Below are 19266 nucleotides of genomic sequence, written 5' to 3'. Positions count from 1 at the left end.
TCATGCAGCCTTTTTAGGCGCCAATGTCCATTGGAAGCTGTTTTCAAAGCGTCACGAGCACAGTTGATCCAGTAGAAGGGTGTTGGCACCGCTCGTCCGGTGCCAGCCCTCATCAGATTTCCCTTCTACCGGCGTAAAACTTTGAAAACAGCTTCTGCATGGAACACCTGCCCTCCTGACTGAACGGCCGAAAAGACCGTACGCATGGATGCAGGCGTTCTCTGGATGAGCGTCCCTTCCGGGACCACTGATGAGGGTAATAACTGTGCTTGAAGCCTATCGCAAACACATCGAAGAGCGTGCCGCCCAGGGTATCGTGCCCCAGCCGCTTAACGCCGAACAAACCGCAGGCCTGGTCGAGCTGCTGAAAAACCCTCCCGCCGGCGAAGAGTCTTTCCTGGTCGACCTGATCACCAACCGCGTGCCACCGGGCGTCGACGAAGCCGCCTACGTCAAGGCCGGTTTTCTTTCTGCCCTGGCCAAGGGCGAAGTCACTTCGCCGCTGATCGACAGCAAGCGTGCCGTTGAACTGCTCGGCACCATGCAGGGTGGCTACAACATCGCCACCATGGTCGAACTGCTCGACGACGCCACCCTGGCGCCGGTGGCTGCCGAACAGCTCAAGTTCACCCTGCTGATGTTCGATGCCTTCCACGACGTTGCGGAAAAAGCCAAGAACGGCAATGCCCACGCTCAAGGCGTACTGCAATCCTGGGCGGACGGCGAATGGTTCAAGAAGCGTCCGACCCTGGCCGACAAGATCAGCCTGCGCGTCTTCAAGGTCACCGGCGAAACCAACACCGACGACCTTTCGCCTGCGCCCGACGCCTGGTCGCGCCCGGACATCCCGTTGCACGCCCTGGCCATGCTGAAGATGGCCCGCGAAGGCATCGTGCCCGACGTGCAGGGCTCGATCGGCCCGATGAAGCAGATTGCCCAGATGTACGCCGACGGTTACCCGGTTGCCTACGTGGGTGACGTGGTCGGTACCGGTTCGTCGCGCAAGTCGGCGACCAACTCGGTGCTGTGGTTCTTCGGTACCGACATCCCGTACGTGCCGAACAAGCGCGCTGGTGGTTTCTGCTTCGGCACCAAGATCGCCCCGATCTTCTACAACACCATGGAAGACGCCGGCGCCCTGCCGATCGAGTTCGACGTGTCGAACATCAACATGGGTGACGTGATCGACCTGTACCCGCACCAGGGCAAGGTCTGCAAGCACGACAGCGAGGAAGTGATCACCACGTTCGAGCTCAAGACCCCGGTACTGCTCGACGAAGTCCGCGCAGGCGGCCGTATCCCGCTGATCGTCGGCCGCGGCCTGACCGACAAGGCGCGTACCGAACTCGGCCTGGGCCCAACCGATCTGTTCAAGCTGCCCGAAGCCCCGGTCGACACCGGCAAGGGCTTTACCCTGGCGCAGAAGATGGTCGGCAAGGCCTGCGGCCTGCCCGAGAACCAGGGCGTGCGTCCCGGCACCTACTGCGAACCGAAGATGACTACCGTCGGTTCCCAGGACACCACTGGCCCGATGACCCGCGACGAGCTGAAAGACCTGGCATGCCTGGGCTTCTCCGCCGACCTGGTCATGCAGTCCTTCTGCCACACCGCGGCCTATCCGAAGCCGATCGACGTGACCACCCATCACACCCTGCCGGATTTCATCCGCACCCGTGGTGGCGTATCCCTGCGTCCAGGCGACGGCATCATCCACAGCTGGTTGAACCGCATGCTGCTGCCGGACACCGTCGGCACCGGTGGTGACTCGCACACCCGCTTCCCGATCGGCATCTCGTTCCCGGCCGGTTCCGGCCTGGTGGCCTTCGCGGCCGCTACCGGCGTCATGCCGCTGGACATGCCCGAGTCGGTGCTGGTGCGCTTCAAGGGCACCATGCAACCAGGCATCACCCTGCGCGATCTGGTCCACGCGATTCCGTACTACGCCATTCAGAAAGGCCTGCTGACCGTCGAGAAGAAAGGCAAGATCAACGCCTTCTCGGGCCGCATCCTGGAAATCGAAGGCTTGAACGAGCTGACCGTGGAACAGGCGTTCGAACTGTCCGACGCTTCGGCCGAGCGTTCTGCCGCCGGTTGCACCATCAAGCTGCCGGAAAAGGCCATTGCCGAATACCTGAAGTCCAACATCACCCTGCTGCGCTGGATGATCAGCGAAGGCTACGGCGATGCGCGGACCATGGAACGTCGTGCCCAGGCCATGGAAGCGTGGCTGGCCAACCCGGAACTGCTGAGTGCCGATGCCGACGCCGAATACGCCGAGATCATCGAGATCGACCTGAGCAACTTGAAAGAGCCGGTCCTGTGTGCACCGAACGATCCGGACGATGCACGTCTGCTGTCCACCGTTCAGGGCGAGAAGATCGACGAGGTGTTCATCGGTTCGTGCATGACCAACATCGGCCACTTCCGCGCTGCCGGCAAGTTGCTCGACAAGGTCAAGGGGCAACTGCCGACGCGCCTGTGGCTGTCGCCGCCGACCAAGATGGATGCCCATCAGCTGACCGAAGAAGGCTACTACGGCATCTACGGCAAGGCTGGCGCACGCATGGAGATGCCGGGCTGCTCGCTGTGCATGGGTAACCAGGCACGCGTGGAACCCAACTCCACCGTGGTGTCCACCTCGACCCGTAACTTCCCGAACCGCCTGGGCGATGGTGCCAACGTGTACCTGGCCTCCGCCGAGCTGGCCGCTGTCGCGTCCATTCTGGGCAAGCTGCCGACGGTCGAAGAGTACATGGGCTACGCGGCCAGCATCGACAGCATGGCTGCCGATGTGTACCGCTACCTGAGCTTCGACCAGATCGCCGAGTTCCGCGATGCTGCGGCCAACGCGAACATTCCGGTGGTTCAGGCTTGATGCCACGCTGAAATGAGCTGAACGAAAAAACCCGTCGAATGACGGGTTTTTTTGTGGGCGGTGATCGGGTCGGAGATGGGCGCTGAGCGCTTCGCGGCCGATGACCGCGCCTACGGGTAACCCGTAGGAGCGGTCATCGGCCGCGAAAAAGCCAACCTCGCCTCAGCTGACTTGCACGCCTCCGCTCAACGCCAGGTCCATCAGTTCGCGATTCGCCACTGCGTACATGGCGTAGTCGGTACCCGTGGCGGCCTTGATCTCGTCGAGCATGGCACGCCAGCGCTTGACCATCACCTCGTGCTGTTCCAGCCACAGGTCCAGACGCTCTTCGACGTCACCCGGCGCATCCTGCATTTTCAGCACGGAAATGGTGATTGCACGCTGCTGCAGGTCGATGTCGTCGCGGAAGGCCTCGCGTGCCAGCGCTTGCCAGTTGTTCTCCACCGGCAGGCTGCTGATCTGCTGCAGGTACCAGGTCAGGTCCAGCTTGCTGCCCACGGCGAAGAACGCCTTGGCCACTTCGGCGGCATTCTGGCCGGTGACGTCCGACGCTTCGATGATCGGCAACAGCGTGTACAGGTGGCTGGTGCCGGCAACCATGCGCGCCAGCAGCTCCGGTACGCCAGACTCGACATAACCCTGGTAGCGGGTCTGCCAGCGCTCGCGGGTCGGACCCTCGAGCAGTTCGTCGAGCTTGAGCCCCAACGCTGCGATGTGGGGACCGAAATGCGCCACATCGCGACCGGCGTCCAGCTCGTTGCGGCGGCTGCGCAGGAACCAGCGGGTGGCCCGTCGACCCAGGCGCATCAGCTCGTCCATCAGAGCCAGCTGGACATCGGCGGATACCTGGTAGTCCAGCGCCTCGATCTGGCGGAACCAGTGCGGCAGGTGGAAGATGTCGCGCACGATGGCGTAGGCCCCGACCACGCTGGCCGGGGTCATGCCAGTGGACTCCTTCAAGCGCTGCACGAAGGTGATGCCCATGTTGTTGACCAGGTCGTTGGCGATCTGGGTGCTGACGATCTCGCGCTTGAGGCGATGGCTGCGCATGGCCTCGGCGTACTTGCTGACCAGCGACGGCGGGAAGGCCGTCTCCATGTCGCGGGTAAGATAGACGTCGTCGGGTACTGCCGAAGCCAGCAGCGCTTCGTTGAGGTCGATCTTGCTGTAGGAGATAAGCACCGACAGCTCGGCTCGGGTCAGGCCCTGCTTGTTCGCGACGCGCTCGTTGAGCTGCTCCTCGGTCGGCAGGAATTCGATGGCACGGTCCAGCTTGCCACGCGCCTCCAGGTCGGCCATCAGGCGGCGGTACTCGGCCAGTCGCTCGTAGGCCTTGCGCGCCGCCAGAGACAGCGCCTGGGTCTGCTTGTAGTTGTTGCCCAGCACCAGATGGCCGACTTCCTCGGTCATGCTGCCCAGCAGCAGGTTGCGCTGCTTCTCGGTCATGTCCCCGGCCTGCACGGCTTCGTTGAGCAGGATCTTGATGTTGACTTCGTGGTCGGAGCAATCCACCCCGGCCGCGTTGTCGATGAAGTCGGTGTTGGTCGCGCCGCCGTTGAGGCCGAACTCGACACGGCCCAGCTGGGTCATGCCCAGGTTGCCGCCCTCGCCCACCACTTTGCAGCGCAGTTCGTTGCCATTCACGCGCAGGGCGTCGTTGGCCTTGTCGCCGACATCGGCGTGGCTCTCGTCACTGGACTTGACGTAGGTACCGATACCGCCGTTCCACAGCAGGTCGACCGGTGCCTTGAGCAGCGCGTTGAGCAGCTCGGTCGGGGTCAGCTTGTCGGCCTTGATGTCGAAGCGCTCTTTCATCTGCGCGCTGATGGCAATGCTCTTGGCACTGCGCGAGAAGATGCCGCCACCGGCGGACATGATCGAGGTGTCGTAGTCGCTCCACGCCGAACGAGGCAGGTCATACAGGCGCTGACGCTCGGCGAAGCTGCTGGCCGGCTCGGGGTTGGGATCGATGAAGATGTGCAGGTGGTTGAATGCCGCCACCAGTTGCAGCTTGTCGGACATCAACAAGCCATTGCCGAACACGTCGCCGGCCATGTCGCCGATGCCGATGACGGTGATGCTGTCTTTCTGCACGTTGATGCCGCGTTCGCGGAAGTGGCGCTGCACGCCGACCCAGGCACCCTTGGCGGTGATGCCCATCTTCTTGTGGTCGTAGCCCGCCGAGCCGCCGGAGGCGAACGCATCGCCAAGCCAGAAGCCGTAGTCGATGGCAATGCCGTTGGCGATGTCGGAAAAGGTCGCGGTGCCCTTGTCCGCAGCCACCACCAGGTACGGGTCGTCATCGTCGTGACGCACGACGTTGGCCGGCGGCACCACGCTGCCATCCTTGAGGTTGTCGGTGATGTCGAGCAGACCGGAGATGAAGATGCGGTAGCAGGCCACCGCCTCGTTCTGCACCTCGTCGCGGCTGCCGCCCAGCGGCAACCGGCGCGGGACGAACCCGCCCTTGGCGCCCACCGGCACGATCACCGAGTTCTTCACGTGCTGCGCCTTGACCAGGCCCAACACCTCGGTGCGGAAGTCTTCCTCGCGATCCGACCAGCGCAGGCCGCCGCGGGCGACGTTGCCGAAGCGCAGGTGAACGCCTTCGACCCGCGGCGAGTAGACGAAAATCTCGAACTTGGGCACCGGCTTGGGCAGTTCGGGAATCAGCTTGGGGTTGAATTTGAAGCTGAAGTACGACTTGACCTGGCCGTTGGCATCGGGCTGGTAGAAGTTGGTACGCAGGGTGGCCTTGATCAGGTCCAGATAGCGACGCAGGATGCGGTCTTCGTTGAGCACCTGAACGTCGTCCAGGGCACTCAGGATGGCCTGTTCCAGGCGTTGCTGCTTGTCGTCCAGGTCATCGCCGGCCAGCTTGCGCGCCAGGTAGAAGCGGGTCTTGAACAGCCGCGTCAGTTCCCGGGCGATATCGGTGTGGTTGTTCAGGGTGCTGGCGATGTAGCCGAGGTCGAAGCCCAGGCGTATCTGCTTGAGATAGCGCGCATAGGCGCGCAGCAAGGCGACGTCGCGCCATGGCAGGCCTGCGGTGAGCACCAGGCGGTTGAACGCATCGTTCTCGGCGTCGCCGCGCACGATGTGCACGAAGGCATCCTGCAGCGTGTCGTTGAGCTGCTGGATGTCCAGATTCAGGCCTTCGCTGTAGGTAAAGGCGAAGTCGTGGATCCAGTACTCGCGACCACTGCGATGACGCAGGCGGTAGGGGAATTCGCCCAGTACGCGCAGGCCCAGGTTCTCGAGGATCGGCAACACGTCGGACAGCGCCAGTGGCGTGTCGGCGTGGTACAGCTTGCAATGCAGCTGGCGTTCGCCGCCCTGCGCCAGAGGCTGGTAGAAACTCATGACCAGCGGGCGCGATTCGGACAGCGCCAGCAGGTGCTGCATGTCGACCACTGCCGAATGCGCGGCGAAGCGCTCGCGGAAACCGGCCGGGAAGCCTTTCGGGAAATCGGCCAGCACATTGGTGCCGGCGGCCTCGCCGAAGCTTTCGATGGTCAGGCTGGCGTAGTCGTCCTGCCACGAACGGCAGGCCTGGATCACTTCGTTTTCCAGTTGCTGCGGGTCGATGTCCAGACGGCTCTTGGGGTCCACGCGCAGGATCAACTGCACGCGGGCCAGCACGGATTCGGAGAAGAACGTCCAGAACTCGCAGTCGCTGGCCTTGAGGCGCTCCATGAGCACCTGCTGGATCTTCTGCCGTACTTCGGTGGAGTACACGTCGCGCGGCACGTAGGCCAGGCAGTAGCAGAAGCGCCCGTAGGGGTCCTTGCGCAGGAACACGCGGATCTTGTTGCGTTCCTGGATCTGCACGATCGACATGACGGTGCTGAACAGCTCGTCGATCGGGGTCTGGAACAGGTCGTCGCGCGGCAGCACCTCGACCACCTGGGCCAGTTCCTTGCCCAGGTGCGCCTTGGCATGGAAACCGGAGCGGCGTTCGATCTCGGCGACCTTGCGCCGGATGTAGGGGATTTCGCGCACGCTCTCGCCATACACCGACGAGGTGTACAGGCCCATGAAGCGGCATTCCTTGAGTACCTTGCCATCGCTGTCGATCTGGCGGATCGACACGTAGTCGGGATACGCCGGGCGATGCACACGGCTGGGGTGCGCAGCCTTGGCGAAGGACAGCAGCATCGGCTCGTGCAGGTACTGCACGGCGTAGTCTTCGATATGCAGGTCTTCGCTGCTCAGGCCGGCACGCAGCAGCCGGGTCAGGCCCAGGAACGACTGCGGGTCGTAGCGCAGCTGGCCACCCTGCGCATCGGCATCGACCACGAACTCTTCGTAGCCCAGGAAGGTGAAGTGGTTGTCGGTCAACCATTCGAGGAACGCCGTGATCTCGGCTTTTTCCTGCTCGTCGCTGGCGAACGCGGTCTGTTCCACCAACGTGATCATTTCGCGGACCTTGGCCTTCATCGGCTCGAAGTCCTGCACCGCCATCCGCACTTCGCCCAGCACCTGCTCCAGCTCCCGGGCCAGCACGCTGAGCTCGGCGGCGTTGGCGCAACGGTCGATTTCCAGGTACATCAGCGATTCATGCAGGACGTCTTCGCCCTGGGCACCCTTGGCCAGCACTTCGAGCAGCTCGCCCTGGCTGCCGCGGCGCACGCTGAGCACGGTGGTCTGCAGGGTGTGGATGCTGTAGCCGCGCCGGTTGAGCTCGGTGCGCACCGAGTCCACCAGGAACGGCAGGTCGTGATGCAGCACTTCGACGGCGGTGTGGGTGGACTGCCAGCCGTGACGTTCGTAATCGGGGTTGTAGACGCGCACCTCTGGCTTGGCATGATCGAAGCGCTGCAACAGGCGCCAGGCCGACAGGGTGCAACCGGCCAGGTCGCTGAGGCGCCGCTGGGTGAGCTCGTCCAACGAGATGATGCCGAAGAACTGATCGGCGAACAGCGCCACTTGTGGCAGTGCCTGTTCGCTGATGTGCTGAGCCAGGGCCGATTGCAGTTGATGCTGGAAGTCGGCTTTGCTGGCTGCGGTGAAGAACGCCATCTGTGGTACTCCGCTTGGGCTTTGTTATTGGGTGAAGCGTCGCAAGTCACCCCGGTTCGGATCAACCATAGCCAATCCGGCGCTGCGGGGCGACATTTCAAGAGGTCCAACGACCTAGCTTACCCAGAGCCCGGCATGCACTCTTGCGGTGCGGCGACATATTCGGTCATGCAGGAGTTGTCGTACGAGACCGCTGGTACGGGCGTTCCAGCCGATCGGACAGTAGTCGGGTATAATCATGGCATATTCATATGACAGGTTCCCCCCGTATGCGCATCACCGCCACTCTGCTGCTGGCCAACCCCCGTGACGAGGAAGAAGACGACATGGCGCTGCTGTGCTGCCACGGCAGCGCAGACGAAATGTTTCTGATGACGCGCTTTCCGGACGAAGAAGAGCTGGAGATCACCCTCGGCGACGACCCTTACCTGCTGCGCGATCTCAAGGTCACGTTGAGCGCCGACCGCCTGCTGGTGGCCGTGGCAGCCGGGGATGCCGCGGTGTTCGGTGGGGATGACCTGCTGGAGATCGTGCATGCCAGCGACGCGGCAGAGCTGGCGCAGATCGAAGAGACGTTGAGGATTCTGCTGGAGGGCGTGGGTACGCTGGAAATCGGCTGACCTCGCTCTCCGCAGCTCTGTATATCTGTATACGTGTAGGAGCGGCCAGTGGCCGCGAAATGGCCGGCCAACCCAAACGATCTCTCTGGCCGTGCAAGCTTCTTCGCGGCCACTGGCCGCTCCTACGGGATCCAGAGGTGCCCGATCGAACACACCGATTTCTCTGCCACCCGCCAATGCATTAAAGTAGTGACCCCCGGCCAAGACGCCCTCACCTGCGTACTCGGTCCCTTTTTCAGGAACCGTCGACGATGGAACATCGTGAAGCGCTGATGGCGCTGCGAACCTTTCTTTCAACGCAGATCCTTGGCCAGGAGAAACTGGTCGAGCGTCTGCTGATCGTGCTGCTGGCGGACGGTCACATGCTGGTCGAGGGCGCGCCGGGGCTGGCCAAGACCAAAGCCATCAAGGAACTGGCCGAAGGCGTCGAGGCTCAGTTCCACCGTATCCAGTTCACCCCGGACCTGCTGCCGGCCGACATCACCGGCACCGAGATCTATCGACCCGAGACCGGCAGCTTCGTGTTCCAGCAGGGGCCGATCTTCCACAACCTGGTGCTGGCCGACGAGATCAACCGTGCGCCGGCCAAGGTGCAGTCGGCCCTGCTCGAGGCCATGGCCGAACGTCAGGTCAGTGTCGGTCGCAGTACCTACGACCTGTCGCCGTTGTTTCTGGTGATGGCGACGCAGAACCCGATCGAGCAGGAAGGCACCTACCCGCTGCCCGAGGCACAGCTCGATCGGTTCCTGATGCACGTCAAGATCGGCTTCCCGGATGCAGCCGTGGAACGGCGCATCCTGCAGCAGGCTCGCGGTGAGGCGCTCAACGGCGAAACCAAGCCCGAGCGGCGTGTCAGCCAGCAGGCCATCTTTGCCGCACGCAAGGAGATCCTCGGGCTGTACATGGCCGATGCGGTGGAGGAATACCTGGTGCAGCTGGTCATGGCGACGCGCACCCCGAGCAAATTCGACGCCGAGCTCGGCGAATGGCTGGCCTATGGCGCCAGCCCGCGGGGCTCCATTTCCCTGGATCGCTGCGCACGCGCCCACGCCTGGCTGGCGGGGCGCGATTTCGTCAGCCCGGAAGACATCCAGGCGGTGCTGTTCGATGTGCTGCGTCATCGCATCATCCTGTCGTTCGAGGCGGAAGCCGCCGGGGTCGATCAGGACCGCGTGATCCAGCGCATCCTCGACGTCGTGGCCGTCGCCTAGCCCCATGACCCAGGAGCCGCGGCCAGAGCCTGGCATTCGCATCAGCCTGGCCGAGCTGATCGAAATGCGCCATCGGGTGCGCGAAGTGCAGCTGTTCTCCACCCCGGCCCAGCGCAGCCCGTTGATCGGCCTGCACCACTCCAAACTGCGCGGCCGCGGCGTGGACTTCGACCAGGTGCGCGTGTATCAGGCGGGTGACGATGTGCGCAGCATCGACTGGCGGGTCACGGCGCGCACCCAGGAGCCGCATACCAAGCTGTTCCACGAGGAGCGCGAGCGGCCCATCTTCATTCTCGTCGAGCAGAGCCGGCGGTTGTTCTTCGGTTCGGGCCAGATGTTCAAGTCGGTGCTCGCTGCCCAGGCCGCGGCGTTGATAGGCTGGGCCGCGCTGGGGCACAACGATCGAGTCGGCGGGTTGGTATTCGGCGACGGCGAGCACTACGAGATCAAGCCCCGGCGCAGCAAGCAAAGCCTGCTGCAGTTGCTCAACCGCCTGGTGCGGGTGAACCAGTCGCTGCACACCGAAGCGCTGCCGGAAAAGGACGCGCTGGGCATGGCCCTGCGTCGGGCGCGCGAAGTGTTGCGCCCCGGCAGCCTGGCCATCGTCATCTGTGATGAGCGCGCGCTGACCGATGGCGCCGAGCAGCAGCTCAGCCTGCTGTCGCGCCACTGCGACCTGCTGTTGCTGCCGGTTTCCGACCCGCTCGATCATGCGCTGCCGGCTGCCGGGCTGTTGCGTTTCGCCCAGCGCGGCAGGCAGATGGAAATCGATACACTGAACCCGGAGATGCGCCTGGCCTACCGCGCGTTGAGCGAGGCGCGCATCGCCCGATGGGAACGTCTGGGGCAAAAACTGCGTGTACTGTTGATGCCCCTGAGCACGCAGAGCGAGATGATCGAGCAGCTACGCGAGTACCTCAACCCGCAGCGGCCGGGCAAACTCAAATGAGTACCCTTGAGCAGTTGCAGCCATTGATCGCGCCGCCGCCTATCGGCCTGTGGCCACCGGCGCCTGGCTGGTGGCTGCTGGTCGTGCTGCTGCCGACCTTGGGCTGGGCTGCCTGGCACTGGCGTCACCGCTGGCGGCGCAAAGCCGTGATGCCGGCCACCGTCGAGCAACCCCTGGATCCGGTGCGCCAAGGCGCGCTGGAAGAGCTGGCGCGCTTGCCCAGACCCTACGATGGCGCCCCTGCCGGAGCGTGGCTGCAGCAGATCAACGGCTTGCTCAAGCGCCTGTGCCGCAACCACTACCCGAACGCCAACAGCCATGTGCTCAATGGCCGCCAGTGGCTGGCCTTCCTCGACAACCGCTGCCCGGCTGCCGGTCTGACGCGCTGGATGGTACTGGTCGAGGGGGTCTACAAGCCTGAGTGCAAGCTGGACGACAAGGCCATCGCCGGCCTGCAGCAGTCGGTCGAAACCTGGATACGCAAGCATGTTTGAGTTCGCCTGGCTGTGGGTCTTCGCCCTGCTGCCGCTGCCGTGGCTACTGCGCGTGCTGCTGCCGGCCGCCGACAGCGGCGAGGCGGCGCTCAAGGTCAGCTTCCTCGATGAACTCGAGGGGCTGGCCGGGCGCCGGGCACGCATCAGCCTGCCGACCTGGCAGCAACAGGCGCCGTACGTGCTGCTGTGGCTGCTGCTGCTGATCGCGGCGGCGCGCCCGCAATGGCTGGGCGACCCCCTGCCCATCGCTGCCAGCGGGCGCGACCTGCTGGTGGCCGTGGATGTGTCCGGATCCATGGACTACCCCGACATGCGTTGGCAGAACGAAGACATCAGTCGGCTGGAGCTGGTGCAGCGCCTGCTCGGTGACTTTCTCGAACATCGCCAGGGCGACCGGGTCGGGCTGATCCTGTTCGGCAGCAAGGCCTACGTGCAGGCACCGCTGACCTTCGATCGACGCACCGTGCGTACCTGGCTCGACGAAGCACGCATCGGCATTGCCGGGAAGAATACAGCCATCGGCGACGCCATCGGCCTGGCGCTCAAACGTCTGCGCCTGCGCCCGGCGCAAAGCCGGGTGCTCATTCTGGTCACCGACGGCGCCAACAACGGCGGTCAGATCCATCCCATCACTGCCGCCCGCCTGGCGGCCCAGGAGCATGTGCGCATCCATACCATCGGCATCGGTGCCGACCCCAGTGCCGATGGCGCGCTGAGCATGCTCGGCCTCAATCCCAGCCTGGATCTGGACGAGCCCTCGTTGCGCGAGATCGCGCAGATCACCGGCGGCCAGTACTTCCGTGCTCGCGACGGCGACCAGCTGCAAGCCATCGGCGCCAGCCTAGACACCCTCGAACCGGTCGACCAGAAGCCCACCCAGGCGCGACCGGCGCAAGCGCTGTATAGCTGGCCGCTGAGCGCTGCGTTGCTGCTCAGCGTGTTGCTGGTCGTGCGCCAGAACTGGCCGAACAACCCGCTGCAGCTGTTCCTGCGCAAGCGTCGCTTTCTGCCGACAGCTCCGCAGTGGCGCGAGCGCTTGCAGCGGCTGCAATTGCGGAGGCGCAAATGATCGACGCATGGCCGCATTGGTTCCGCCCCTGGTGGCTGCTGGCCTGGCCAGCTTTGGTCTGGCTGCTGTGGCAATTGTGGCACCGGCAGAAACGCGCGGGTCGCTGGCAATTGCTGCTGCCCCGCCACTTTCACGGAGTCCTGCTGGACGGTGGCAGCGGTAGGCAGAGCAAGGCGCCTTGGATAGTACTGGGCCTGGCCTGGCTGTTGACCGCGGTGGCCCTGCTCGGACCCAGCTGGCAGCGTATCGAACAGCCGGGCAGGACCGTCGTCGACCCGTTGGTGGTGGTGCTCGCCCTGAGCCCGGAGATGCTGGCCACCGATGTCGCACCCAATCGCCTGGAGCAGGCGCGGCGCAAGCTGCTGGACCTGCTCGACGCACGCCGCGATGCGCAGACGGCCATTATCGTCTACGCCGGCAGCGCGCACGTGCTGGTGCCGCTGTCCGACGACCTGGGAACCAGTCGCAACCTGCTGGAGGCGATCAAGCCCTCGATCATGCCAGTCGAAGGCCAGCGCGCCGACCTCGGCGTGCAGCGCGCACTGGAACTGCTCGACCAGGCCGAACAGGGTCAGGGCCGCATCCTGCTGCTGGCATCGCAGCTGTCCGAAGCGGAACGTCGCGGGATTTCCCAGCGACTGGACAATCACTCGCCACAGTTGTTGATCCTGGGTATCGGCACCCGTGACGGGGCGCCCGTGAAGCAGGAAGACGGTGAGTTTCTCAAGGACGAGCAAGGCGCGATTCGCTTGCCGCGCCTGGACAGTGTCGGCCTGCGCAGCTTCGCTGCCGATGTCGGCGGCCTGTACCGACAAGCGCGTCTGGATGATCTGGACCTGCGCAACCTCGGCTTGCTCGATCGCCCCACGCTGTTGCGCGGCAACGGCACGACGCAGCAGTTGGACAGCTGGGCCGATCAAGGTCATTGGCTGTTGCTGCCTCTGCTGTTGCTGGCGGCGCTGGCTGGCCGCCGCGGCTGGCTGTTCTGTTTGCCGTTATGCCTGCTGATCGTGCCGCAGCCAGGTTATGCCTTCGATGTTCAGGACCTTTGGCTGCGCCGCGATCAGCAAGGCCAGGCCCTGCTCGAACAGCAGCGTCCGGCCCAGGCCGCGCGGCGCTTCGCCGATGCGCAGTGGCAAGGCATGGCGCTGTACGAAGCGGGCGACTACGAAGCGGCCGCCGAGCGGTTCGCCCAGGGCGACAGCGCCCGCGACCACTACAACCGCGGGAACGCCCTGGCGCGCAGCGGCGAACTGGAAGCTGCCCTCGACGCCTATGAGCAGGCGCTGGAGCGCCAGCCGGACCTGCAGCCGGCGCTGGACAACCGCACGCTGGTGGAACAGCTTCTGCGCCAGGCCCCGGCCGAGCCTCCCGCCGCTTCCGCAGAACAGGCCGCCCAGCCCCGCGCACCAGGCGCCACGGCGCCGGACGCCGAGGATCCGAACGCGTCCACGGCCGCCGACGCTTCCCCAGGCAACAACGACGCGCAGAGCAGCCGGGAAAACCCCTCGGGTCAGGCGGGGGGAGAACAGAATCAGGCACAATCCTCGGCACCGGCGCAGCCACCGAGCGACGAATCCACGACCCGGCCACCGTCACGACCAACCCAGGCCACCCTGGATGCCGAACAGCGTCAAGCCCTGGAGCAGTGGCTGCGACAGATCCCGGACGACCCGGCCGAGCTGTTGCGGCGCAAATTCTGGTATGAACAGCAACAACATCAGGACAAGATTCGATGAGTCGCTTCAGCGCCCTCTGCATCAGTGCAACCCTGGCCGTGCTTGGCCAATGCGCGCATGCCGCCACGTTGGTGGCCAGCGTCGATCGCTCGCGTCTCAACTCGGGGGAAACGGTCGAGCTGACCCTGGAAACCACCGACGTCACGCAATTCGGCAAGCCCGACCTGACGCCACTCGAAGGCTCGTTCGATGTGCGCGACACGCGCCAGGTCAATCGCCTGACCAGCCTGGACGGCGACCGCCAGGCCACCACCCGCTGGATTATCACCCTGCTCCCGCGACAGACCGGCAGCGTTACCATCGCTGCGCTGCAACTGGGCGAACTGCGCAGCCACCCGATCGTCCTGCAGGTGCTGCACAGCGACCCGCCGTCGCGCGCGAACATGGCCCCGGTGTTCATCGACGCCAGCCTGGATGAAGACAGTGTCTATGTGCAGGCCCAGGCAGTATTGACCTTGCGCATCTATCACTCGGTGCCCCTGTACGACGACAGCAGCCTCACACCTCTGCAACTGGCCGAGGCGCGCATCGAGCCGCTGGGCGGATCGCGCACCTTCGAGAAGATCATCGACGGCGTCCGCCACGGGGTCATCGAGATGCGCTATGCGATTTATCCGCAACGCAGTGGCGAATTGATTATTCCTGCCCTGACATTCACCGCCACCACCGTCGAGCCAACCGCACCTGGCGACAGCGCCAACAGCACGCCGCGGCCCGGCAAGCTGATGAAGGTGACGTCCGCGCAGATGTCCCTGACGGTCAAGGGCGTCCCAGCGGCCTACCCCGCCGACACGCCGTGGTTGCCGGCACGCAGCCTGAGCCTGAGTGAAAGCTGGAACCCCGACCCGCCGAGCAGCCAGGTTGGTGATTCTCTGACTCGCACACTGGAGGTAAAGGCCGAGGGGCTGTCCAGTGCGCAACTGCCGGCGTTGCCCGGTACCGAAGTGGAAGGCTTGCGACGCTACCCGGATCAGCCCCAGTTGAACAACCAGATCGGTGAACGAGGTTTGATCGGCAGCCGCCAGGAACGCGAGGCACTGGTGCCGGCGCGCAGTGGCACCCTGCAGTTGCCGAGCGTCGAGATGGTCTGGTGGAACACCCATGAGGACCATCTGGAGCGTACCGGTCTGCCGGCGCGCAGTCTGGAGGTTGCCGGCAACGCCGGGCTGATGGTCGATGCGCCGGTCGGTAACCGTGATGCCGAGCCGGACGTGGCCTGGCCGTGGAAGCTGGTCAGCGTCATGCTGGCGTTCACCACGATGATCGGCTTCGCCCTGTGGTGGCGCGCCCGTGGGCAGCCGGCGGTCCTGCGCGCAGCCCAAAGCGGACCAAGCCCGCGCACTCTGCTCGATGACCTCAAGCGCGCCTGCCAGGCCAACGACCCCCAGGCCACCCGCCAGGCTTTGGATGCCTGGGCCCGGCAGCAGCCGGAGACGCTGGCCGACATGACGGCGCGCTTCGTGCCTTTGTCCGACGCTCTGGATGGGCTCAATGGCGCGCTCTACAGCGAAAGCGGCCAATACTGGCAAGGCGAAGAGCTGTGGCGGGCGATCGGCAGCCTCCTGCGCACCGACCCGCCCCTTGAGCCCTCCGCGGAAAACGCCGGGTTACCCCCGCTGTATCCAAAATGATCCCCGCCATGCGCTCGTCACCTTGTGGGAAGCCTATGAACTGCAGGCACCTTGTGGGAGCGGGCTCTGCCCGCGAATGCAGCGGCATGGTCCGCCTGACACACCGCGCCGCTCTTTTCGCGGCCACGAGCCGCTCCTACAAGGGTTGCGAAATCCGCGTAGGAGCGGTCATCGGCCGCGAAAGGGCCAACCCTGCTTATCTGACACACCGCGCCGCTCTTTTCGCGGCCACGGGTCGCTCCTGCAAGGGTTGCGAAATCCGCGTAGGAGCGGTCATCGGCCGCGAAAGGGCCAACCCTGCTTATCTGACACACCGCGCCGCTCTTTTCGCGGCCACGGGCCGCTCCTGCAAAGCGTCTAGAGTGGCTTGTGTTCGGTATGGGTCCAGTCGTGCAGCAGGCTGTAGGCCACTGCCAGCAGGGTCGGACCTATGAACAGGCCGATGAAGCCGAAAGCCAGCAGCCCGCCGAAGACTCCCAGCAGCACGATCACCAACGGCAAGTTGCCGCCGCGGCTGATCAGGTAGGGCTTGAGCACGTTGTCCACGCCACTGATGACGAAGGTGCCCCAGATACCGAGGAATATCGCGTAGCCATAGTCGCCCTGCCACACCAGCCAGGCGGTGGCCGGAATCCACGCCAGCGGCGGCCCCATGGGAATCAGGCTGAGCAGGAAGGTGACGATGCCGAGGACCAATGCCCCGGGCACGCCGGCGATCAGGAAGCCGATCAAGGCCAGGATGGCCTGGGCGGCGGCGGTACCGATCACCCCGTTGACCACCCGCTGCACCGTACCCGCCACCAGATCGATGTAGTACCCGGCACGCTCTCCGATCAGACGTTCCAGCAGCCGGAGCACGAAAGCTGCCATGCGCGGCCCGTCGCGATAGAAGAAGAACACGAAGACTAGGCTCAGCGTGAGTTCGAGGATCCCGCCGCCGATCTGCGCGCTGCGCGCCAGCAGGAAATTGCCGACTTGCCCCAGGTACGGCCTTACGCTGGCCAGGAACGCCGCGCCCTGCTCGTCGAGGGTGTCCCAGATACCGACCAGGCTCGCACCGACCAGAGGAATGCCGGCCAGCCAGCCAGGCGCATCGGGCAGCCCATCGACCTGCACGTCACGAATGAACGCCGTCGCATCGCGCACGTGATCGGCCAGGTTGAAGCCAAGCCAGACCAGCGGCAACACCACCAGCAGCATCCAGCAGCCGGTGAGAATACCGGCTGCCAGCGACTCGCGGCCATTGAGCCAGCGGGTCAGCAGCCGCATCAGCGGCCAACTGGCGTAGGCCAGGATCGCACCCCACAGCAGGGCTGAACAAAACGGCGCCAGTACCCATAGGCAGGCGCCAAGCAGTGCCAGCAAGACAATCTGTACCAGCAGGCGATCGTTACTCGGCATCAATGCTCCAAAGGCGACGCAGGCTCAACGAATGATTTCCAGATGCAGCCCCTTGACGCTTTCGGTACCGGTTTCCAAGCGAGCCGCGCGCACACCCTTGGCGACCAGCGCATCGCGCCATGCAGCGGCCGCAGCGTTCGATACCCCGGATACGCTCACCCGAATCGAGCTGTCGAGTTGCAGGCTGCGGGCCAGCAAGGCCACCCAGGTGTCGTCGGGCGTTTCGCCCATGGCTGGGTAATCGAGATCGCCGGTGCTGCGCAATTCGTGCAGCACCGTGGCCGGGGTGGGCAACAACTCGCCCAGTGGCGCATCGGCAACGAAGTTTTCGACGTGCAGATAGGCGCGACGGTTGCCACGGGTAATGGCATAGATGGCGGTGAGGGTGTTGTCGTCTGGAGCGGCCTGGCGCAGCAGCACGAACGCCTGCTGATCGTCGGCCCCCGACAGCCGCGCGCCGTCGAAGACATCGTTGACCCACAGGCTGCTTTCACCGCAGTCGCGCGCCTGACACCAGTACAGCGTGTGCGCGCCCCCCTGCTGCAGCGCCTCGCGGGCATCGTTGAAGGCTTGTCGCGCGGTCTGGGTTTCGGGAAGTTCATACGTGGTGGCGCTGACCTGGCCTCTGGCGTTGACCTGGCCGTCCATGCGCAGCTTGCCGCTGATCTTGCGCAGCGACCCCAGCGGATAGATGCGCTCCTTGTCGACCGCAGGACGTTGGTCGACGACCTTGGCGTCCGGCGGCGCGGGCAGCTCGGCGGCCATGGCCGAGGTGCTCAGGACGGCGCTGCCCAGCAGAGCGGCGAGTACCGGTAGCAGCCGCTTCGAGGCATTCATGAGGGCAGCAAGGCGTGGTGGCCCGGAGGGCTGTAAACGAGCGTAGCAGCGAGTTCCATCAAGGTCTTCTCCTGTTTCAACCTGACAAGCCTCGGCAGTTGCCTGCTGCAAGTCAAGGTATCGCAAAAAAGCGATTGAAACAGTCTGCGACAAGCCTGGCCCCGGTGTCGTCATTCAGGTGCAGGTGATGGCCTCCGGGCAGCGCCTGCAGGGGGAGCCCCAATCGGGCCAGCAGCGCAGTATTTTTCACCAGCAGGCCCTGCTCGGCGAGGATCAACAGGCTCGGGCAACGAATCGCCTGCACGTACGCCAGTGCCTGTTCTTCGCTCAAGCGCACCGGCGATGGCAGCGTCAGACGGCTGTCGCTACGCCAGTTGAATCCACCTGCCACCCTTTCAAGCCCTCGCGACGCCAATAATTCGGCAGCCTCGTGGCTGACGGCGATACGACCGTGCATGCGCGCAAGCACGGCCCGATCGATGTCGGCATACACTGATTTGCGCTTATGACCCAACGCCTGCTGCGCATGCAGGGCTTCGCCCAGGCGCTGTGGTCCCTCCTCGGCAGCGCCCAGCGGCGGTACCACGCCGTCAATCAGCGCCAGGCGCTCTATTCGCTCGGGCAAGGCACTCGCCAGCAAGGTGGCGACGATCCCGCCCAGCGAGTGCCCCAGCAGGGAAAAGCGCTGCCACCCCAGCTGGTCGGCCGCCTGCAGCACATCGTGGGCGTAATCCCACAGGGCATAACCGGCGCCGACCGGACGATGCCCGGAGTGTCCATGCCCGGCCAGGTCGAGGGCGACGATGCGCAGCCCGGTCAGCTTCGGCGCCAGGCGGGCAAAGCTGTTGGCGTTGTCCAGCCAGCCGTGCAGCGCCAGCACCGGCCTGCCGTCTTCGGGTCCGTAGACCTGGGCGGCCAGCTCGATATGAGGCAGCGACAGGCGGATTTCGCGGACCGGCGCAGTCATGACTCAGCGGGCCGGCGGGTTCTGCCCCAGCGGCACCACGGCCACCGTCAGGCGCGAAATGCAACTGGCTTTGCCGTCGTCGCCCTGCAGGCGAATGTCCCAGACGTGAGTGCTGCGGCCAATGTGCACCGCACGGGCCACGCCCGTCACCCGGCCGCTGCGCAACCCGCGCAGATGGTTGGCGTTCACCTCAAGGCCTACACAGTAGAAACGCTCGGTGTCGATGCACAGAAAACTGGCCATGGAGCCCAGGCTTTCTGCCAGCACCACCGAGGCGCCACCGTGCAGCAGACCGAACGGCTGGTGAGTCCGGGCATCAACGGCCATGCTGGCAGTCAGGGAGTGCGCATCGAAGCTTTCGAAGCGGATATCCAGCAACTCGCCGATGGTATTTTTCTGCGCCGCATTCAAGCGTTCGAGATCCGGTTCGGTGCGCCACAAACTCATGGGA

The 19266-nt window shown here is 64.8% G+C and carries 13 protein-coding genes; 8 read left to right on the top strand and 5 right to left on the bottom strand.

Translation table 11 applies throughout. From position 1 onward, the window contains the following. Window positions 1-265: 265 nt before the first annotated feature. Window positions 266-2875 carry a bifunctional aconitate hydratase 2/2-methylisocitrate dehydratase gene (gene acnB / locus IFT44_RS08005; protein ID WP_192175751.1) on the top strand — a complete coding sequence of 870 codons (2610 nt, stop codon included), beginning with the start codon at window positions 266-268 and terminating at the stop codon, window positions 2873-2875. Window positions 2876-3037: 162 nt separating this feature from the next. Here acnB and IFT44_RS08000 read toward each other — a convergent pair whose 3' ends face one another. Next, window positions 3038-7897, bottom strand: coding sequence for an NAD-glutamate dehydrogenase (locus tag IFT44_RS08000; RefSeq protein ID WP_122479101.1), 4860 nt, complete (start codon window positions 7895-7897; stop codon window positions 3038-3040). A gap of 269 nt (window positions 7898-8166) precedes the next feature. Here IFT44_RS08000 and IFT44_RS07995 point away from each other — a divergent pair, with 269 nt between their 5' ends. The 7 genes from IFT44_RS07995 to IFT44_RS07965 all read left to right on the top strand — a co-directional run bounded on the left by IFT44_RS07995 (window position 8167) and on the right by IFT44_RS07965 (window position 15610). Further along, window positions 8167-8517 (top strand): hypothetical protein, encoded by a 351-nt coding sequence (locus IFT44_RS07995; protein ID WP_192053999.1) that lies wholly within the window; start codon window positions 8167-8169, stop codon window positions 8515-8517. Window positions 8518-8768: 251 nt separating this feature from the next. Next, window positions 8769-9728 carry an AAA family ATPase gene (locus IFT44_RS07990; RefSeq protein WP_122479105.1) on the top strand — a complete coding sequence of 320 codons (960 nt, stop codon included), beginning with the start codon at window positions 8769-8771 and terminating at the stop codon, window positions 9726-9728. 4 nt (window positions 9729-9732) lie between these two features. Further along, complete coding sequence (locus IFT44_RS07985) at window positions 9733-10677, top strand: DUF58 domain-containing protein (protein WP_122479107.1); 945 nt, start codon at window positions 9733-9735, stop codon at window positions 10675-10677. Beyond that, window positions 10674-11171: a DUF4381 domain-containing protein gene (locus IFT44_RS07980; RefSeq protein ID WP_122479108.1), complete on the top strand. Its 498-nt coding sequence runs from the start codon at window positions 10674-10676 to the stop codon at window positions 11169-11171. Before IFT44_RS07985 ends, IFT44_RS07980 begins: the two co-directional genes overlap by 4 nt. Further along, complete coding sequence (locus IFT44_RS07975; RefSeq protein ID WP_122713125.1) at window positions 11164-12240, top strand: vWA domain-containing protein; 1077 nt, start codon at window positions 11164-11166, stop codon at window positions 12238-12240. Before IFT44_RS07980 ends, IFT44_RS07975 begins: the two co-directional genes overlap by 8 nt. Beyond that, window positions 12237-13979: a VWA domain-containing protein gene (locus IFT44_RS07970; protein ID WP_192175707.1), complete on the top strand. Its 1743-nt coding sequence runs from the start codon at window positions 12237-12239 to the stop codon at window positions 13977-13979. The genes IFT44_RS07975 and IFT44_RS07970 overlap by 4 nt, the downstream gene beginning before the upstream one ends. Beyond that, window positions 13976-15610, top strand: a complete 1635-nt coding sequence (locus IFT44_RS07965; RefSeq protein WP_192175706.1) for a BatD family protein — start codon at window positions 13976-13978, stop codon at window positions 15608-15610. The genes IFT44_RS07970 and IFT44_RS07965 overlap by 4 nt, the downstream gene beginning before the upstream one ends. A gap of 357 nt (window positions 15611-15967) precedes the next feature. Here the strand turns inward: IFT44_RS07965 and IFT44_RS07960 are convergent, their stop codons facing one another. The 4 genes from IFT44_RS07960 to IFT44_RS07945 all read right to left on the bottom strand — a co-directional run bounded on the left by IFT44_RS07960 (window position 15968) and on the right by IFT44_RS07945 (window position 19262). Further along, a complete protein-coding gene (locus IFT44_RS07960) occupies window positions 15968-17011 on the bottom strand; it encodes an AI-2E family transporter (protein ID WP_122479115.1) in 1044 nt (347 codons plus the stop codon). Window positions 17012-17035: 24 nt separating this feature from the next. Beyond that, window positions 17036-17848: a DUF4892 domain-containing protein gene (locus IFT44_RS07955; RefSeq protein ID WP_192103802.1), complete on the bottom strand. Its 813-nt coding sequence runs from the start codon at window positions 17846-17848 to the stop codon at window positions 17036-17038. A 112-nt stretch (window positions 17849-17960) separates the two neighbouring features. Beyond that, on the bottom strand, window positions 17961-18815 hold the full coding sequence (locus IFT44_RS07950; RefSeq protein ID WP_192175705.1) for an alpha/beta fold hydrolase: 855 nt from the start codon (window positions 18813-18815) through the stop codon (window positions 17961-17963). Between the two features lie 3 nt (window positions 18816-18818). Beyond that, the gene (locus tag IFT44_RS07945; protein ID WP_122479121.1) at window positions 18819-19262 is read right to left on the bottom strand and encodes a hotdog fold thioesterase; all 444 of its coding nucleotides are present in this window, start codon (window positions 19260-19262) and stop codon (window positions 18819-18821) included. Window positions 19263-19266: the final 4 nt, after the last annotated feature.

Source organism: Pseudomonas sp. CFBP 13710 (genome assembly GCF_014842235.1).
GTDB lineage: Bacteria > Pseudomonadota > Gammaproteobacteria > Pseudomonadales > Pseudomonadaceae > Aquipseudomonas > Aquipseudomonas baltica.
The sequence above is the reverse complement of the archived record's forward strand: the minus strand, read 5'-3'. Positions and strand labels throughout refer to the sequence as shown.